Raw genomic sequence first — 15,827 nt, 5'->3', positions numbered from 1 at the left:
CAGCCGGTCAGCCCTCGGCGGCAGCAGCCCGGACCTGGGCCTTGTCATGTTCGGCATGGGCGTTGCGCAGCAGCTCCATGAACTCGGTTTCGTTGCGGACCAGCCGCTTGTACTTCTCGGGAAGCTTGCGGATCTGAGCCTCTTCGCGGCACATCCTGGCGAAGATCTTGTCGCGTTCGGCCATGTCCGTTTCGTAGTTGAGGTCCAGGTATTCGATGGCGTGGCGCCGCGCCCCGGACACCGCGTTTTTGGCCTTGCCCTTGGGGCTGAAAATGGACGCCAAGATGGTCACCACCAGGACACCCAGGATGACGCCCAGCGAGACGCCGGTGCTGACCTCCACCACGTTGACGTGCTTGCCGTCATTGATGAAGGGAAGGGTGTTCTCGTGCAGGGCGTGCAGGATGAGCTTCACGCCGATGAAGCCCAGGATGACCGCCAAACCGTAGGAGAGGAAGATCAGCCGGTCCAGCAGGCCGTCGATCAGGAAGAACAGCTGGCGCAGGCCCATCAGCGAGAACGCGGTGGCGGTGAACACGATGAACACGTTCTGGGTGAGGCCGAAGATCGCCGGGATGGAGTCCAGGGCGAACAGGATGTCCGTGCCGCCGATGGCCACCATCACCAGCAGCATTGGGGTCAGGACCCGTTTGCCGTTCTCCACCGTGAAGAGCTTGTCGCCGTCGTAGTGTTCCGACGCCGGCAGGAACTTCTTGGCGAGCCGGACCACCAGGCCTTCGGAGTCGTCGTCGTGGTTGTCCGGCTTGAGCAGGTTGCCCGCGGTGACCAGCAGGATGAGCCCGAAGATGTAGAACACCCAGGCGAAACTGTTGATCAGTGCCGCGCCCAGGAAGATGAACGCCGTGCGGGCGATCAGCGAGAAGACGATGCCGAACAGCAGCACCTTTTGCTGGTCCGCGCGGGGCACTTTGAAGCTGGCCATGATGATGAGGAAGACGAAGAGGTTGTCCACCGACAACGCCTTCTCCGTCACGTAGCCTGCGAAGTATTCGGTGCCCATCTCGGGTCCGCCGAACAGCAGTACCGCCAGCCCGAACAGCACCGCAATGCCCACGTAGATGGCGGACCAGGTGGCGGATTCCTTCAGGGAAGGGGTGTGGGCCTTCCGGACGTGGAAGAAGAAATCGAAGGCCAGCAGCCCCACGATTCCCGCGATGGTCAGGGTCCAGACATAAGCAGGTACTTCCACGCGGCGGGCCTTTCGTCGGAGGGTCCCTCCAGCGTACCTAAGCGGGCTTCAGGAGTTCATTCTCCACAACGGCGGACCGGGACAGCGTCTTGTACCCCTCCTGTTCAAAGAGCACTGTGATGACATCGTCCTCGTGCCGCATCACCAGGCCGGGGCCCCACTCCTTGTGGACCACCGCGGACTGCAGCGGGAATGGTTCGTCGGCGGCGGAAGCCGGCCGGCCGCCGTCGGACGCCTTGCCTGGCTGCTCCACGTCCCCTGCAGCGGCCGCAGCAGCGCACCCGTCGCAGTTTCCGCAGGGCTCCGGCAGGTCCTCGCCGAAGTAACCCAGCAGGAACTGCCGCCGGCAGCCGTCCGTCTCCGCGTAGGCGCGCATCATGGTGAGCCGGGACTGGTCCACGCGCTGCCGGGCCTCGGCGAGTTCGACGGCGTCGCCCACCAGTGTGGGCAGCTTGGCTTTGGAGGTCAGCCGGATTCCGCGCTTGCCCGTGGTGACGGCGCCAATTTCCTCCAACTGGTTGATGAGTCCGGTGACGCGGCGGGCGGGTAACCCGGTCAGCTCTGCCAACGACGCCTTGGGTGCGGGAGCCTTGGCGGTCTTGAGGATCTTCAGCACAGCCATCAGCGAATCCGGATCGGGGGAGTGGGTGCTGAAGAACTTCCGCAGGCCCAGGTCCTCGGAGCGGTAATGCAGCACGGCGGATGCGGGTTCGCCGTCCCTGCCTGCCCGCCCGATCTCCTGGTAGTAGGAGTCCAGGGATTCCGGGATGTCCGCATGCACCACAAACCGGACGTTCGGCTTGTCGATGCCCATGCCGAATGCGGTGGTGGCGACCACGACGTCCAGCTTGTCGGCCAGGAACAGCTCGTGGATGTGTTCCCGGTCCTTGGCGGAACGGCCTGCATGGTAGGCCTCCGCGCGCAGCCCCTCCTTTTCCAGCTTGGCCGCGTACTTCTCCGTGTCCTTGCGGGTGGCCGCATAGAGCAGGCCCTGCCCCTCCCTGGCCAGGTCCGCCACCTGGGCAAGCACCGCCTTGCGCTTGCCCTTGTCCTCGTGGTGCCGGACCACGTCCAGGCTGATGTTGGGCCGGTCGAAGCCGTGGACCAGGACCAGGGGGGCCTCCATGCCCAGCCGCTCCACGATCTCGTCCCTCACCGGCGGGGAGGCAGTGGCGGTCAAGGCAGCCACGGGAGGGTTCCCCAGCTGCTCCCGGACATTGCCCAGGGCCAGGTAGTCCGGGCGGAAGTCGTGGCCCCAGGACGAAACGCAATGCGCCTCGTCCACCACGAACAGCGAGATGTCCAGGGCTTTGATCCGGTCCACGGTGGCCTGCTTGGCCAGCTGCTCCGGCGCGAGGAAGAGAAACACGGTCCTGCCGTCCTCAACGGCCTGCCATGAAGCCTCGACGTCGGTGTCGCTGTGCGAGGAATTGATGGCCACCGCCGCATCCGGCCCCAGGACCTGGACCAGCCCGTCAAGCTGGTCCTCCTGCAAGGCTATAAGCGGTGAAACAACGACGGCGGGACGTCCCGTGGTCCTGTGCAGGTGCAGGGCGGCGATTTGATAGATGGCGGACTTGCCGTATCCGGTGGGCATGACGGCCAGGACATCGCGGCCGTCCGAAAGGGCCGCCATACCGGCTAGTTGGCCGTCCCGCAGGTGGGGCAGCGAGAAGGGAGATTCAGCAAGGGCACGAAGGGCTGGTTCGTCGGACATGAAAAGTGGCTCCGCACAGACGCAATCTGGGGCCGCTTGCTTCAGCCGTAGGAACCACCCTACGCCAGCCCTGCCCCGCCGTCGCAACCTCCTGCGTTGGCAACTCCCTGCCGTGTGGACTTTTCCCCTCGGCATGCGACGGGGATTTGTCCATAAGGCGGGGATAGGCCGGCTATTGCCCGCTGTCGGTGCCAGCCAGTCCAGCATTTCCCCTATGGAATGCTCCCCTAAACAAGGGGCTTCCTACCCCTAGACCACTGTCAGGGCCCCTCCCTAGACTGGGCGGATCCCCACCCGGGAACCGGTACCTGACCGCGCTAAATCTCCAAAACCCATGGGCCAGCACTGTTCCCACGCGGGATGTCTCACCTACCCAGATCACGGCCGTCCCACCGGACGCCTGACTACAGGAGCTATAGATGACAGGGAACAAAGCCGTTGCCTACAAAGAAGCCGGCAAGGTGGAAGTAATCGATATTGACTATCCGACGTTTGAGCTCAAGGACGGGCCAGGCGTCAACCCCGCGAATGTGGGACGCCCGGTCAACCATGGAGTGATCCTCAAAACGGTGGCCACCAACATCTGCGGCTCGGACCAGCACATGGTCCGCGGACGCACCACGGCCCCGCCCAACCTGGTGCTGGGCCACGAAATCACCGGCGAAGTGGTGGAAGTGGGCCGGGACGTCGAGTTCATCAAGGTGGGCGACCTCTGCTCGGTGCCGTTTAACATCGCCTGCGGCCGCTGCCGGAACTGCAAGGAGCGCAAGACCGGCATTTGCCTGAATGTCAATCCCGCCCGGCCCGGCGCCGCCTACGGCTACGTGGACATGGGCGGCTGGGTTGGCGGCCAGGCCAACTACGTCCTGGTTCCGTACGCCGACTGGAATTTGTTGAAGTTTCCGGACAAGGACCGGGCCATGGAGAAGATCCTGGACCTGGCCATGCTCTCGGACATTTTCCCCACCGGGTTCCATGGTGCAGTATCGGCAGGTGTGGGCGTGGGCTCCACCGTGTACATTGCCGGGGCCGGTCCGGTGGGCCTCGCAGCGGCCACCAGCGCGCATTTGCTGGGCGCCGCCGTCGTGATTGTGGGGGACCTCAACGAGGAACGGCTGGCGAGGGCGCGCAGCTTTGGCTGCGAAACCGTGGATCTTACCAAGGGAGGCCCGGCGGAGCAGATCGAGCAGATCCTCGGCGTCCCGGAGGTGGACTGCGGTGTGGACGCGGTGGGCTTTGAGGCACGGGGACACGGGCATGGCAAGAACGCCGAAGAGGCACCCGCCACCGTGCTGAACTCGCTGATGGACATCACCGCGGCAGGCGGCGCACTCGGCATCCCCGGACTCTACGTGACGGGTGATCCGGGCGGTATCGACGAAGCCGCCAAGAAGGGTGCTCTGTCACTGAGCCTGGGCACCGGCTGGGCAAAGTCGCTGAGCTTCACCACGGGCCAGTGCCCGGTCATGAAGTACAACCGGCAGCTGATGATGGCCATCCTCAATGACAAGGTCAGCATCGCGAAGAACGTCAACGCCAAGGCGATTCCGCTGGAGGAGGCACCGAAGGGCTACGCGGAGTTCGACGCCGGCGCAGCCACCAAGTACGTCCTGAACCCGAACGGCTACTTGAGCTGACGGGTCGGCGGGCGGGGATGCCACCAGGACCCCCTTGCTTGCGGAAATAAGTGCTGCCCGGGCCGGGTTAGGCTTTGCACGGGCAGCACAAACCCGCAAACGAAGGAGTTTCCCTTGAGTGACATCACCGTCCGCCACAACCCGGGACGCGAACGTTTCGAGATCCTCGACGCCGGCAACGTCATTGGGAAGGCGGCGTACAAGGAGTACGACGGCGGGGAGTCGCCTCAGCGGATCTTCTACCACACGGTGATCAACGAGGAATACGGCGGGCAGGGCCTGGCCGGCGTACTGGCCACGGCTGCGCTGGACAGTACGGTGGCTGCCGGGAGCGGCATCATTCCGGTGTGCCCATTCATCAAGAAGTTCCTGGCCAAACACCCCGAATATTCGGCCAGCGCAGTGCCCGTGGCACCGGCCCACCTGGAATTCCTGGACACCGCACTGGCCGCCCGTACCCGCGGCTAGGCGAACCCTAAAACACGGTCGCGGAACACTCCGCAAGTCTTCAGGAAGCTCCCAACATCCGGTGATTTAATCAGCATCTGTCAGCGCGGTTCATTGCCGCGCTGACGGTGTTTTTGATAGCCGAGGCGGGACAGGAGCCCTTGTATGTCCGTGCACCCCGTGGTGCCCAAGCCAGGCCCCGGTGCTCCCTTGCCGCCGCCGGGCAGGCCGTCTTCAGGCACGCCATCGTCCAGCAGGAAGCGGGGCCACAGAAGGCTGCTGATCCTGGCCCTTGTGGTGGTGCTGGTCATCGTCGGCACCATCACCTTGGCCGTGTTCCGGTCCGTACCGCTGACGGGCTCAGTGGTCCCCACCCAGCCGGCCATCCCTGCATCACCGGTGGCGGCAGCTCCGCCGTCGTTGCAGGACACTGTGGAGGACATCCTCAGTGAGGCGGACGAATACCGGATCGGGCTGGCGCTCGCCGACGTGTCCGGCGGCGCGCAACGGACCTTTGGCGACGGGGACACCTTCACGGCTGCCAGCACGGCCAAGATCCTCACCGCCGCCGCCTACTACCACCTCGTGGAAAACGGGCAGGCGAGCCTGGATGACGCGATGGGTGACTACGACGCCGCGTTCCAGCTCAAGGCCATGGTCAATGACAGCAACAATGACTCATGGCTGCTGCTGATGGATGCCGTGGGCTACCCGGAGTTGATAGCCTACGCGGACTCCATCGGCGTCACTTATGACCCTGAACAAAACCTCCTGACCGCCGCCGATATGGCCCTGATCCTGAAGGAGCTCTATGCGGGAGAGCTCCTGGACAAGGACAACACGGCGGAGCTGCTCAGCTACATGCGGGACACGAACAACGAAGACCTCATTCCGGCCGGCTCAAGATCCGGCGTGGACGTTCACCACAAGTACGGGGAAGTGTCCGGCGAACTGCACGACGCCGCACTCCTGAGCTACCGCGGCTCGACGTTCGCGCTGGTCATCTACACGGAGAACCCTGACGGCGCGCCGGATGACGGCCAGGCCCAGGTGATCCGGGACCTGACCCGCGCCGTGGAGGACGCGCTGTTCCCGGTGGTGCCGGCGGGCAAGTAGCGCCCGCCACACCAAAGCAGGAAGCCCGCCAAGTCGCCCCGGGCGGAAGCTTTAGGCCAGACTGTTACCGTGAGCAACAACCCCCGGACTGCCCTGGCCGTCGCCGGCCTCAGCCTGGGCACGGCACTGAACCCGCTGAACTCCTCCATGATCGCCGTGGCCCTGGTAGTACTGCGGGCCGACTTCGGGCTCGACGTCGCCGCCGTCACCTGGGTGGTGACCTCCTTCTACCTTGCCTCCGCAGCCGGGCAGCCGGTAATGGGCAGGCTGGCCGACCGGTTCGGGCCGCGGCGGATGTTCATGCTGGGGATGGGGCTGGTGGCCGTCACCTGTGCCCTGGCTCCGCTGGCCCCGAACTTCGCGCTGCTCTGCGTGGCGCGGGCGGTGATGGCGCTGGGAACAGCCACCGCATATCCCAGCGCCGTGGTGATGGTGGGCGCCCTCGCGCATCAGGCCAAGGTGGATTCGGCCCGGCCGCTGGGCCGACTGCAGATGGCCAACACGTCCGCAGCCGCCGTGGGCCCGGTGGTCGGCGGCCTGCTGGTGGGATTCGTGGGCTGGGAGTCGCTGTTCCTGATCAACGTCCCGCTGTCACTCGCGGCATTGCTGATCGTGCGCAAGGCCGCGCCGCCGGACAAGGTCCGGGAACGGGGCAGCGTCGCGGAACTGGTGCGGGACTCCGACGTCCCGGGCATCGCCGGGTTCATCGGCGCGCTCCTGCTGGTCATGATGGCGGCCCTGAACGTGGCCCCTGACTACCGCTGGTTGATGCTGGCCGGCGGGACCGTCATCGGGGCACTGTTTGCCTGGCGGGAACTGCGGTTCGCCAAACCCTTCCTGGACCTGCGGCTGCTGGGCCGGAACAGGCCGCTGATGCTGGTATACCTGGCCTTCGCGGTGTTCAGCAGCGTCTACTACTTCGTCTTCTTCGGCCTCCCGCAGCTGCTGCAGGAAGCCGGCGGCTACGATCCCGGCGTAGTGGGCCTGCTGATGCTGCCCTTGGCGGGCATGTCCGTGGTGGCCACCCCGTGGGCAGTCTCCGCCATGGGAAGGTTCGGCGTCAGGCGGGTGCTGCTTGCCGGCGTCGTCCTCTTGACCGTGGTGGCTGCGCTCATGTGGCTGCTGACCGGCACACTGGCCATCCCGTTCGTGGTGGTCCTGACAGCCCTCATGGGCATCCCGTACGGCACGGTCAGCATCGCTTCCAACCAGGGCATGTTCGTGTCCACCCGGCCGCAGGACCGCGGGGTGGCTGCCGGGATCTACCAGACCTGCCGATACGTGGGCGCGATTACCGCCACCGTGATGATCGGCGTGTTCGCGTCCGGCGGGGTGCACCAGGACAGCTGGATGCGGATGGTCCTGGCCATGCTGGTCCTCTGCGCCGTGACGTTCGGAATCTCTGTGTTCTGGCGGCCGCAGAAAGTGTAGGCGTGCTCCCCGCGAAGCGTCGGGGAAACCCCTATAAAGCGTGCGGTGGGCGTGCCATGCTGGCCGAATGGGAAACATGATGGCTCTGGGTAACGCCGAAATGTCCGTCCAGGCGTACGTCAGTGAACCGGCCGGCACTCCCAAGGGCGGGCTGGTGGTGGTCCATGAAGTGTGGGGCCTGGTCCGGCACACCAAGGATGTGGCGGACCGTTTCGCAGCTGAAGGCTATGTGGCAGTAGCCCCGGACCTGCTCTCCGGGGCCGGAGGCGTGCCCGATCTCAGCGGGGAACTGCAGGAGGCCGCCTTCGATCCCCAGCAACGCAGCAATGCGCAGCCGCGCCTGCGGAAGCACATGGCACCGATGCGCTCGCCGGAGTACGCCAAGCACGCCGTGGCCGCCCTCCGTGTGTGTTTCGACCATCTGGAAGGGGTGCCGGGACTGGCTGGGCGGGTGGCCGCCATGGGCTTCTGCCTGGGCGGCACCTACACCTTTTCGCTGGCCGTCGCCGAACCCAGGCTGCGGGCCGCCGTTCCGTTCTACGGCCACGCAGAGTTCAAGGATGCCGAGCTGCGTGCCATCAACTGCCCGGTCCTGTCCTTCTACGGGGAGCAGGACAGTGCGCTCATGGAGGAACTGCCCGGGCTCAAGCATCGGATGCGGGCCGCCGGCGTGGATTTCGAAGCGGTGGTGTATCCCGGAACCGGCCACGCCTTTTTCAACGACACCAACAGGTACACCTACAACGCTGAGGCCGCCGAAGACTCCTGGCGGCGTACCCTCGCATTCCTCGAGCGGAGCCTCAGCGCATAGGTTACCGCCGCGTGCCGTAGGGCCGTTGGTCCCCCAGGCGCGGCGTCAGCGCCGGAGCCACACGGCGTTGTCCGGCTGCAGCCAGCCGTCCTGTTCCAGCGGGGACGCGCTGAAAAGGACGACGCCGGCTGGCAGCTTCACCGGTTCACTTCCCATGGCAAGCGCCACAAGGAAGCCGGGGCTGCGTTCGCAGGTCAGCAGGTTCCCTGCCTCCACCCGCCAGGTGCCGCCGTCGTCCGCGGTGAAGGTACCGTCCGCCCAAAGCTGCCGGCGCAGGGCGATGGCCCGGGTGGCCAGTGCCAGCGGGGACCTGGGGTCCCGCTGCTGGCGCTTAACCGCGTGGCTGCCCCACCCGTCTGGGATGGGCAGCCAGGGTGCTTGGGCACCCCCGGTAGGCGAGAAGCCGTGGCTGCCTGCGGAGTCTTCTGTCCACGGCAGGGGGACGCGGGCGCCGTCGCGGGTGACTCCGCCCCGGGCCCACATCGGGTCCACGCGCGCCTGCTCCGGAACATCCACCTCGGGAAGCCCCAGTTCCTGGCCCTGGTAGATATAGGCGGCGCCGGGCAGGCCGAGCAGTGCGACAAGCGCCGCACGGGCCCGCCGCGCGCCGGTATCGCCCCCGCCGAAACGTGTCACGGTCCGGACGATGTCGTGGTTTTCCAGCGCCCAGGTGGGTGCTGCGCCGTGGAGCTTCCGCGCCTCCTCCAGCTCGGTGCCAACCTGCGCCCAAGCCGCGGCGTCCCAACCGAGCTTCACGAAAGCAAAGGCAAATGCCTGGTGCATCTCATCGCCGCGCGTATAGCGGGCCGCGCGGGCCGGCTCGAGATTAACCTCGCCCACCAAAAGCCGGTGCGGCTGGTACTTTTCGGCGAGCCGGCGCCAGCGGCGGTAAACCTCGTGCACCTCCTCCTGGTCCGAGACCAGGGGGTTGGAGCGCAGGCCGTCAACCACCGGACTTGCGGACGCAGCATCCGGCATCCCGTCCGCTTTGAACAATGCATGGGCCACATCGATCCGGAGCCCGTCCACGCCTTTGTCGAACCAGAAGCGGAGCACGCCTTCGAAGTAGTCGCCCACGGCGGGGTTGCGCCAGTTCCAGTCCGGCTGCCCGGCAGAGAACAGGTGCAGGTACCACTCAGTGTCGGTATCCGATCCCGGGTTGGCGCGGGACCAGGCCCGGCCGCCGAAGACGCTCTGCCAATTGTTGGGTGGCAGATCGCTGAGGGACCCAGGCGCCGAAGAGCGGCCCTGCACGAAATGGAACAGCCCGCGCTCCGGTGAACTCGGCCCGGCCGCAAGGGCCTGCTGGAACAGCGGGTGGGCCGACGAACAGTGGTTGGGGACCACATCCAGCAGGACCCGCAGTCCCAGGGCATGGGCCTTCTCCAAAAGCTGGTCAAAGTCCCCCATGGTGCCGAAGAGCGGATCCACGCCGCAGTAATCGCTGACGTCGTAGCCCTGGTCCACCTGCGGCGACGGCTGGAACGGGGTCATCCAGATCCCGTCCACTCCCAGCGACGCGATATAGGGCAGCCGTTCAATGAGGCCGGAAAGGTCGCCCACGCCGTCGCCGTTTCCGTCGCCAAAGGACCGCGGATAGACCTCGTAAATTACCGCGGACTGCCACCAGTCGCTCACTTGCCTGCTCCTGCCGTAAGGCCTTCCACGATCCTGCGCTGGAACACCAGGACCATGATCACCAGCGGAATGGTGACAATGACTCCGGCCGCCATCTGCTCCCCGAACGGCGCCTGGAACTCGGTGGCCCCTGTGAACTTTGAGATGGCCACGGTGGCGGTCTGGATTTTGGGGTCGTTGATCATGGACAGCGCGATGATGAACTCGTTCCAGCTGTGGATGAACGTCAGGATCGCGGTGGTGAACACGCCCGGCGCCGCCAGCGGGAGCAGGACCTTGCGGAAAGCCTGCCACTTGGTGCAGCCGTCGATCATGGCGGCCTCTTCAAGGTCGAACGGCAGCTGCTTCATGAACGTGGTCAGGTTCCAGACGGCGAGCGGGATGGCGAAGGACAGGTTGGGGATGATCATGGCCTGGTAGGTGTTGATCCAGCCCAGGTCCGTGAAGAACCGCAGCAGGGGCACCACTACGGAGATGCCCGGGAACATCGACGTCGCAATGATCACCCCGAGGATCACGGACTTGAACCGGAAGTTCAACCGGGAGATGGCGTAGGCGGCGAAGATACCCAGGACCAGTGCTGCCACGGTGGTTACGCCTGCCACGATCAGGCTGTTCAGCAGCGCCTGGCCGAACATGGTGGATCCGTCGAACACCTTGGCGTAGTTCTCCAGCGAAAAAGGGTCCGGCAGGAGGGTGTTGTCGAAAATGTCGGCGGTGCGGCGGAGGCTGGAGACGATCATCCAGTAGAACGGCGCCAGGCAGTAGACGATGATCAACGCCAGGCCTGCATAAACGGAGTAGGAGCGCCAGGTGCGTTTCTGCCGGGTGGTCCTGGGAGGAGCGCCCGACGCCGGGTTCCCGGCTTTGGAGAGCGCCCGGAGGTCTGTGATGGTCATTGCGCGGCCTCGGCTTTCTGGATGCGGTCTGCCTTACGGGCACGGCGTTTGGCGCCCAGCTGTCTTGCCCCGGTGATGTCGGCACCCAGTACCTTGACGAACACGATGGCCACCGCGGCGACGTAGAGGAACAGGATTACGGCAAAGGCAGACGCCGAGCCGTACCGGAGCTGGTTGGACTCGTCCCAGGCAAGCATGGACAGCGTTTCCACCGACTGCTTGCCCGGTCCGATGAGCACGAACGGCAGATCGAACATGCGCAGGGCGTCGAGCATGCGGAACAGCACGGCCACCAGGAGCGTTGGCTTCACCAGCGGGAGGGTGATGGAGCCGAGCTGCCGCCACCAGCCGGCGCCGTCGATCTTGGCGGCCTCGTACACCTCGTCCGGGATGATCTGCATGCCCGCCAGCACCAGCAGGCCGATGAACGGCGCCGTCTTCCAGACCTCCGCCACGATGACCGCAACCTTGGACGCCGCACCCTCCGCGGTCCAAAGGATCTCGCTGCCCAGCAGGGTGTTGGCGATGCCGTCGGACTGGAAGATCCACCGCCAAAGCAGGCCTGACACGGCAGTGGGGACCGCCCATGGCACCAGGATGCTGGCCCGGAGGAAGGACCGGCCCTTGAAGGCGCGGTTCATGGCCAGTGCCAGGGCCAATCCCAGGATGGTCTCCAGCAGAACAGTGGTAACGGTGAAGAAGGTGGTGTTGCCGAAGGCGTTGAGGAACCTCTGGCCGGCTTCACCCGAGAAGAGGTCCGCATAGTTGGCAAGGCCAACGAATGCTTCCCCTTCGGTGACGAAGCCGTCAGCGTCCAGACCGGACTGGGCCCGGTACAGGGACTGGTGGATGGCCGAAATGAGTGGGTAGGCGATTACCAGCGCCAGGACCAGGAGCGTGGGGGAGAGCAGCAGGGCCGCCATCCGTCCCTCACCGGGAGTCCGCCCGGCACCCGACGTCCGCTGCGTGCCCGGAGGTCCGCCCGGCTTCCGGTTGAGGGTTGTGGTGCTTGTCATTTGGCTGCGATCTCTTTGAGCTTGGACTGCATGTCAGTGAGTGCGGCGTCAGTGGTCTTCTGGCCGGTAATCGCGGCGTAGGCCTCTTCCTGAATGGCCTTGGTGGTTGCGCCGTACTGGACCACCTTGGGGCGGGGCTGGGCATTCTGCAGTGATTCGAGCAGGGTGGGGAAGAAGGGGCGCTTGGCGACGACGGCCTGGTCCTGGTAGAGGTCGGCGTAGGCGGGTGCGCGGGAGCTGAGTTCCAGGCGCTTCCGGGCCTGCTCCTCACTGGTGAAGAACTTGATGAACTCCAGGGCTGTGGCCTTGTTGGGGGTGAAGGGGGAGACGGCCAGGTTGCGGCCGCCCAGGGTGGACACACCCGGGCCGTCGGTTCCGGGGATGGAGGTGATGCCGAACTTGCCGGCCACCTTGCTTGAGCCGTCCGTCGCGCTCAGGGACGCGTAGACGAAGGGCCAGTTGCGCAGGAACACCACTTTGCCGTCCTGGAACGCGCGGCGGCCCTGTTCCTCAAGGTAGGTGACCGCGTCCGAGGGGAAGAGTCCTTCCTTGAACCCGTCCACCAGCAGGGACAGGCCCTTCCTGGCTTCGGCGGTGTCAACTGTGGGCTTGCCGTCGGCGTCAACCACGCTGCCGCCGGCGGAGGCCACTGCCTCGGAGAAGTTCACGGTGAGGGCCTCGTTCTTGTCGAACTGGCCGGTGTAGCAGGACATCCCCGCGGCATCGGGCAGGGCAAGGATCTTCTTGCAGGCGTCCTTCATCTCGTCCCATGTCTTGGGCGGGGCGGCAACGCCGGCGGCGGTGAGCAGGTCCTGGCGGAAGTAGAAGAGCGCACCGTCGGTGTAGTACGGCGCACCCACCAGGTTGTCCCGGTACTTGGCGGCGTTGACGGTGGCGGGAATCATCTTGTCAGTGGGCACGGCGTCCTGCGGCAGCGGCAGAACCCACTTGTTGGCCGCAAACTCCGAGTTCCACACCACGTCAAGGTTCAGCACGCTGAACGTGTCCGATTTAATCTGGGCATTCTGGATGAGCTGCTGGCGCTGCTGGTCGGCCGAATCCGGCAGTTCGATGAACGTGACCTTTTCGTCAGGGTGGGCCGTGTTCCATTCCTCGATGCTCTTGTTGGCAGCGCCGGAGGCGTCGCGGGAGGAAACGTAGTTGATGGGGCCCTTGCCTTCGAAGGCGGCGGCCGGGCTGCTGCTGGCCTTCGGCTCGGATGATGAACCGCCGCAGGCCGTGAGCCCGGTGGCGGCTGCCGTGGCGAGTGCGGTGGTGGTGAGAAGTGTCTGCCAGGTGTGGCGGCGCTGCCTCATGTGATGCTCCTTTTGGGGATTTTATTGGCGAAAATTTGGGTTTACGGGCATGGAAAACGACGACGACGGCGGCACGGGGATGTGCCGGGCGTTGCCTTGGGTGAGGGGTACGGCTTCTAGCTGGCCGGTGGTGGTGCCGTCGAGCCGCGCTCGATGAGCCGGTGGGGCATGATCTTGGGTCCCAGGTCCCGGGCCCGCATGAGTTTGGTGACGGCCATCCGCCCCATTTCTTCCAGCGGCTGGGCCATGGTGCTCAGCGGCGGGTGGACATGCAGTGATGTTGAGGTGTTGTCGAAGCCCAGGACGGAGACGTCTTCAGGGACTCTCCGGCCGCGCTTCTGGAGTTCATTGACCACCGCCGCACCCATTTCGTCGCTGACGGCGAAGATGGCCGTGAGTCCCGGGTCCTGGGCCAGCAATTCATCCAGGCCGGCGGCGCCACTCTCGTAGAAGAAGCTGCCAGTGGCCGTGACCGGGGTGCATTTCGCCTCCTGCATGGCGCGGAGGTAGCCGCGCTTCCGGGGCTGGGCTACGAACACTGATGCGGGATCTCCCGCGAGCAGGCCGATACGGCGGTGGCCAATGCGCAGCAGGTGCCGGGTTGCGTCGTAGGCTGCCTGTTCGTCGTCGATGGCCACGCTGGGTGATCCGGATTTGTCACTGATGGCCACGGAGATGATGGGGATGTTTGGCCCCAGCAGCTGCCGGGTCTCCTGGGTGATGACGGCGGAAATGAGGATGACGCCTGCGGCCCGGTAGGTTCGCAGGGTCCGCAGGTAGCCGGCGATGAAGGCGGATTTTGCCCCGGTGCGGCCCAGCATCACGGCGTACCCGCGTTCCTGGGCCTCTTCCTCCACGCCTTGCATCACCTTGGAGGCGAGGGCATCCGAGACCATGGGGGCGAGGAGGCCGATGACCGAAGTCTGGCGGGTCTTGAGTCCGCGGGCCAGGTAATCCGTTTCGTAGCTGAGCTTCCGGACCGCGGCCTCGACGCGTTCCCGGGTCTCGTCCGAATACCCCACGAGGCCATTGACGACGCGGGAAACGGTGGCAGGGGAGACTCCGGCGTGCTGCGCCACATCCCTGATGGTTACCACTGTTTCCTCTTTCCTGCTGAAGCCCTAAGGCAGGTACGCAAACGGTTTACGTAAACGGTTGCGTGACTTGCCTCAACAACAGTAAAGGGACAGGGAATGGAACCGGATGCGTTTCGTAAACGGGACCCGGCCATAGAAGGGGCGTGCCGCCGTCGTGCCTTTCATCCAGGCAGCCCCCTCAGCCTGCCAACAAGTCAGCCGGGCGGGCCGGCAACCGGTGTGACCCTGACCCGGGCGATCCGCAACCGGTCCATGCTGAGGACGGTCAGGACGTATCCGGGGATCTGCACCCTGTCACCTGCCTTCGGCAGCCGGCCCAGGTGGTCCAACATGAATCCCGCCACGGTTTCGTAGTGGCCCTCGGGGAGAGCGATTCCGGCGGCGGCCTTGAACTCCTGCAGGATCAGGCCGCCGTCCACATCGATCGTTCCGTTGGCCACATTGACGCGGTCCTCGTGCTCGGCGCCCGTGTCGTATTCGTCGTAGATCTCCCCCACCAGTTCCTCCACCAGGTCCTCGAGCGTGACCACGCCATCGGTGCCGCCGTATTCATCCACCACCAGGGCGATGTGCTGGTTGGTCTTGCGCATCCGGGAAAGCGACGGAAGCACGCGGTTGGTCCCGGGCAGCGGCAGGATCTCCCGGGCGATGTCCCTTACAGGTGCCTGGTCCTGTGCTTCGTCCCGGGGCATCAGGTCGCGTATGTGGACGAAGCCCAGGACGTCATCAGGGCTCCGCCCGATGACCGGGAAGCGCGAATACGGTCCATCCCGGACCATCCTGCGGGCCTCGGCAATGGTCAGCGCGCCGTCGATGAACGTCACCTCCGTGCGGGGCCGCATCACCTCCTGCAGCGTCCGGTCCCCGGCGCCGAACACATCGGCCAGGATGGTGCGGCTGTTCTCTTCGAGGAGTTCGTTCTCCGCCACCAGGTCCCAAAGCTCTTCGGAACTGATGCCTTCCCGCTTGATGCGCGGGTCGCCGCCAAGGAGCCTGACCACCGCGTCTGTGGATACGGACAGGAGCCAGATGACCGGCCGCATGGCACCCGAGAGGGCAATCAGCGGCGGGGCAAGGATCCTGGTGAAGGCAACAGGTCTCTGCAGCGCCAGCCTCTTGGGGGCGAGCTCGCCCAGAACCAGGGAAAGATAAGCAACCAGCAGGGTCATGCCGACGACGGACACGGGCCCGGCCGCCGCGCCCAACCCGATGGCTTCGAGGAGGGGCACGACGGCGGGCGCGATCGCCGAGGCGCCATAGGCTGCCGAGAAAAAACCGGACAGGGTCACGCCGATCTGCACGGTGGAGAGGAAGCGGTTGGGGTTGCGGGCAAGGGCGGCCGTCCGGGCGCCGGTGTCGCCGGATCTCTCGATGCGGCGCACCTGGCTCTCGCGCAGGGATACCAGTGCCATCTCCGCCGCCGCGAACACCCCGCCCAGCAGCACGAAACCGAGAACCAAAGCGATATTAACCAGGGTGCCGCTTTCCATGA

Annotated in this window: 13 protein-coding genes; 5 read left to right on the top strand and 8 right to left on the bottom strand. The window is 65.5% G+C overall.

Translation table 11 applies throughout. The annotated features are described in order from the left end of the window. Window positions 1–7 precede the first annotated feature (7 nt). Both QFZ60_RS15980 and QFZ60_RS15975 read right to left on the bottom strand, forming a co-directional pair. On the bottom strand, window positions 8–1,210 hold the full coding sequence (locus QFZ60_RS15980) for a TerC family protein (RefSeq protein ID WP_307091732.1): 1,203 nt from the start codon (window positions 1,208–1,210) through the stop codon (window positions 8–10). A gap of 37 nt (window positions 1,211–1,247) precedes the next feature. Beyond that, window positions 1,248–2,927 (bottom strand): ATP-dependent DNA helicase RecQ, encoded by a 1,680-nt coding sequence (locus QFZ60_RS15975; protein ID WP_307091730.1) that lies wholly within the window; start codon window positions 2,925–2,927, stop codon window positions 1,248–1,250. 419 nt (window positions 2,928–3,346) lie between these two features. Here QFZ60_RS15975 and fdhA point away from each other — a divergent pair, with 419 nt between their 5' ends. From fdhA to QFZ60_RS15950, 5 genes are all read left to right on the top strand, one after another. Then, complete coding sequence (gene fdhA / locus QFZ60_RS15970) at window positions 3,347–4,564, top strand: formaldehyde dehydrogenase, glutathione-independent (protein WP_307091728.1); 1,218 nt, start codon at window positions 3,347–3,349, stop codon at window positions 4,562–4,564. A gap of 114 nt (window positions 4,565–4,678) precedes the next feature. After that, window positions 4,679–5,032, top strand: coding sequence for a GNAT family N-acetyltransferase (locus QFZ60_RS15965; RefSeq protein ID WP_307091727.1), 354 nt, complete (start codon window positions 4,679–4,681; stop codon window positions 5,030–5,032). Window positions 5,033–5,176: 144 nt separating this feature from the next. Then, window positions 5,177–6,127 carry a serine hydrolase gene (locus QFZ60_RS15960; RefSeq protein ID WP_307091725.1) on the top strand — a complete coding sequence of 317 codons (951 nt, stop codon included), beginning with the start codon at window positions 5,177–5,179 and terminating at the stop codon, window positions 6,125–6,127. 69 nt (window positions 6,128–6,196) lie between these two features. Continuing rightward, window positions 6,197–7,558 carry an MFS transporter gene (locus QFZ60_RS15955; RefSeq protein ID WP_307091723.1) on the top strand — a complete coding sequence of 454 codons (1,362 nt, stop codon included), beginning with the start codon at window positions 6,197–6,199 and terminating at the stop codon, window positions 7,556–7,558. A gap of 76 nt (window positions 7,559–7,634) precedes the next feature. After that, window positions 7,635–8,369 carry a dienelactone hydrolase family protein gene (locus QFZ60_RS15950; protein ID WP_307091721.1) on the top strand — a complete coding sequence of 245 codons (735 nt, stop codon included), beginning with the start codon at window positions 7,635–7,637 and terminating at the stop codon, window positions 8,367–8,369. A gap of 45 nt (window positions 8,370–8,414) precedes the next feature. On the opposite strand, the gene QFZ60_RS15945 is transcribed toward QFZ60_RS15950, so the two are convergent. The 6 genes from QFZ60_RS15945 to QFZ60_RS15920 form a co-directional block, all read right to left on the bottom strand. Further along, entirely contained in the window at window positions 8,415–10,007 is a 1,593-nt protein-coding gene (locus QFZ60_RS15945; RefSeq protein ID WP_307091720.1) for an alpha-amylase family glycosyl hydrolase, read from the bottom strand. Beyond that, window positions 10,004–10,906, bottom strand: coding sequence for a carbohydrate ABC transporter permease (locus tag QFZ60_RS15940; protein WP_307091718.1), 903 nt, complete (start codon window positions 10,904–10,906; stop codon window positions 10,004–10,006). The genes QFZ60_RS15945 and QFZ60_RS15940 overlap by 4 nt, the downstream gene beginning before the upstream one ends. Then, a complete protein-coding gene (locus QFZ60_RS15935; protein ID WP_307091717.1) occupies window positions 10,903–11,922 on the bottom strand; it encodes a carbohydrate ABC transporter permease in 1,020 nt (339 codons plus the stop codon). The genes QFZ60_RS15940 and QFZ60_RS15935 overlap by 4 nt, the downstream gene beginning before the upstream one ends. Continuing rightward, window positions 11,919–13,238 (bottom strand): ABC transporter substrate-binding protein, encoded by a 1,320-nt coding sequence (locus QFZ60_RS15930; protein WP_307091716.1) that lies wholly within the window; start codon window positions 13,236–13,238, stop codon window positions 11,919–11,921. Before QFZ60_RS15930 ends, QFZ60_RS15935 begins: the two co-directional genes overlap by 4 nt. A 116-nt stretch (window positions 13,239–13,354) precedes the next feature. Continuing rightward, window positions 13,355–14,335 (bottom strand): LacI family DNA-binding transcriptional regulator, encoded by a 981-nt coding sequence (locus QFZ60_RS15925; RefSeq protein WP_307091714.1) that lies wholly within the window; start codon window positions 14,333–14,335, stop codon window positions 13,355–13,357. A 194-nt stretch (window positions 14,336–14,529) separates the two neighbouring features. After that, complete coding sequence (locus tag QFZ60_RS15920) at window positions 14,530–15,825, bottom strand: hemolysin family protein (RefSeq protein WP_307091713.1); 1,296 nt, start codon at window positions 15,823–15,825, stop codon at window positions 14,530–14,532. Window positions 15,826–15,827: the final 2 nt, after the last annotated feature.

Source organism: Arthrobacter sp. B2I5, from assembly GCF_030816735.1.
Lineage (GTDB): Bacteria > Actinomycetota > Actinomycetes > Actinomycetales > Micrococcaceae > Arthrobacter.
Note: the sequence above shows the minus strand (reverse complement) of the source record. Positions and strands in the feature narration are given on the sequence as shown.

Excerpts from the sequence above, each read along its gene's own strand:
- QFZ60_RS15930 (WP_307091716.1), bottom strand. The coding sequence starts at position 13,238 with ATGAGGCAGCGCCGCCACACCTGGCAGACACTTCTCACCACCACCGCA.
- fdhA (WP_307091728.1), top strand. The coding sequence starts at position 3,347 with ATGACAGGGAACAAAGCCGTTGCCTACAAAGAAGCCGGCAAGGTGGAA.
- QFZ60_RS15960 (WP_307091725.1), top strand. The coding sequence starts at position 5,177 with ATGTCCGTGCACCCCGTGGTGCCCAAGCCAGGCCCCGGTGCTCCCTTG.
- QFZ60_RS15975 (WP_307091730.1), bottom strand. The coding sequence starts at position 2,927 with ATGTCCGACGAACCAGCCCTTCGTGCCCTTGCTGAATCTCCCTTCTCG.
- QFZ60_RS15950 (WP_307091721.1), top strand. The coding sequence starts at position 7,635 with ATGATGGCTCTGGGTAACGCCGAAATGTCCGTCCAGGCGTACGTCAGT.
- QFZ60_RS15940 (WP_307091718.1), bottom strand. The coding sequence starts at position 10,906 with ATGACCATCACAGACCTCCGGGCGCTCTCCAAAGCCGGGAACCCGGCG.
- QFZ60_RS15920 (WP_307091713.1), bottom strand. The coding sequence starts at position 15,825 with ATGGAAAGCGGCACCCTGGTTAATATCGCTTTGGTTCTCGGTTTCGTG.
- QFZ60_RS15935 (WP_307091717.1), bottom strand. The coding sequence starts at position 11,922 with ATGACAAGCACCACAACCCTCAACCGGAAGCCGGGCGGACCTCCGGGC.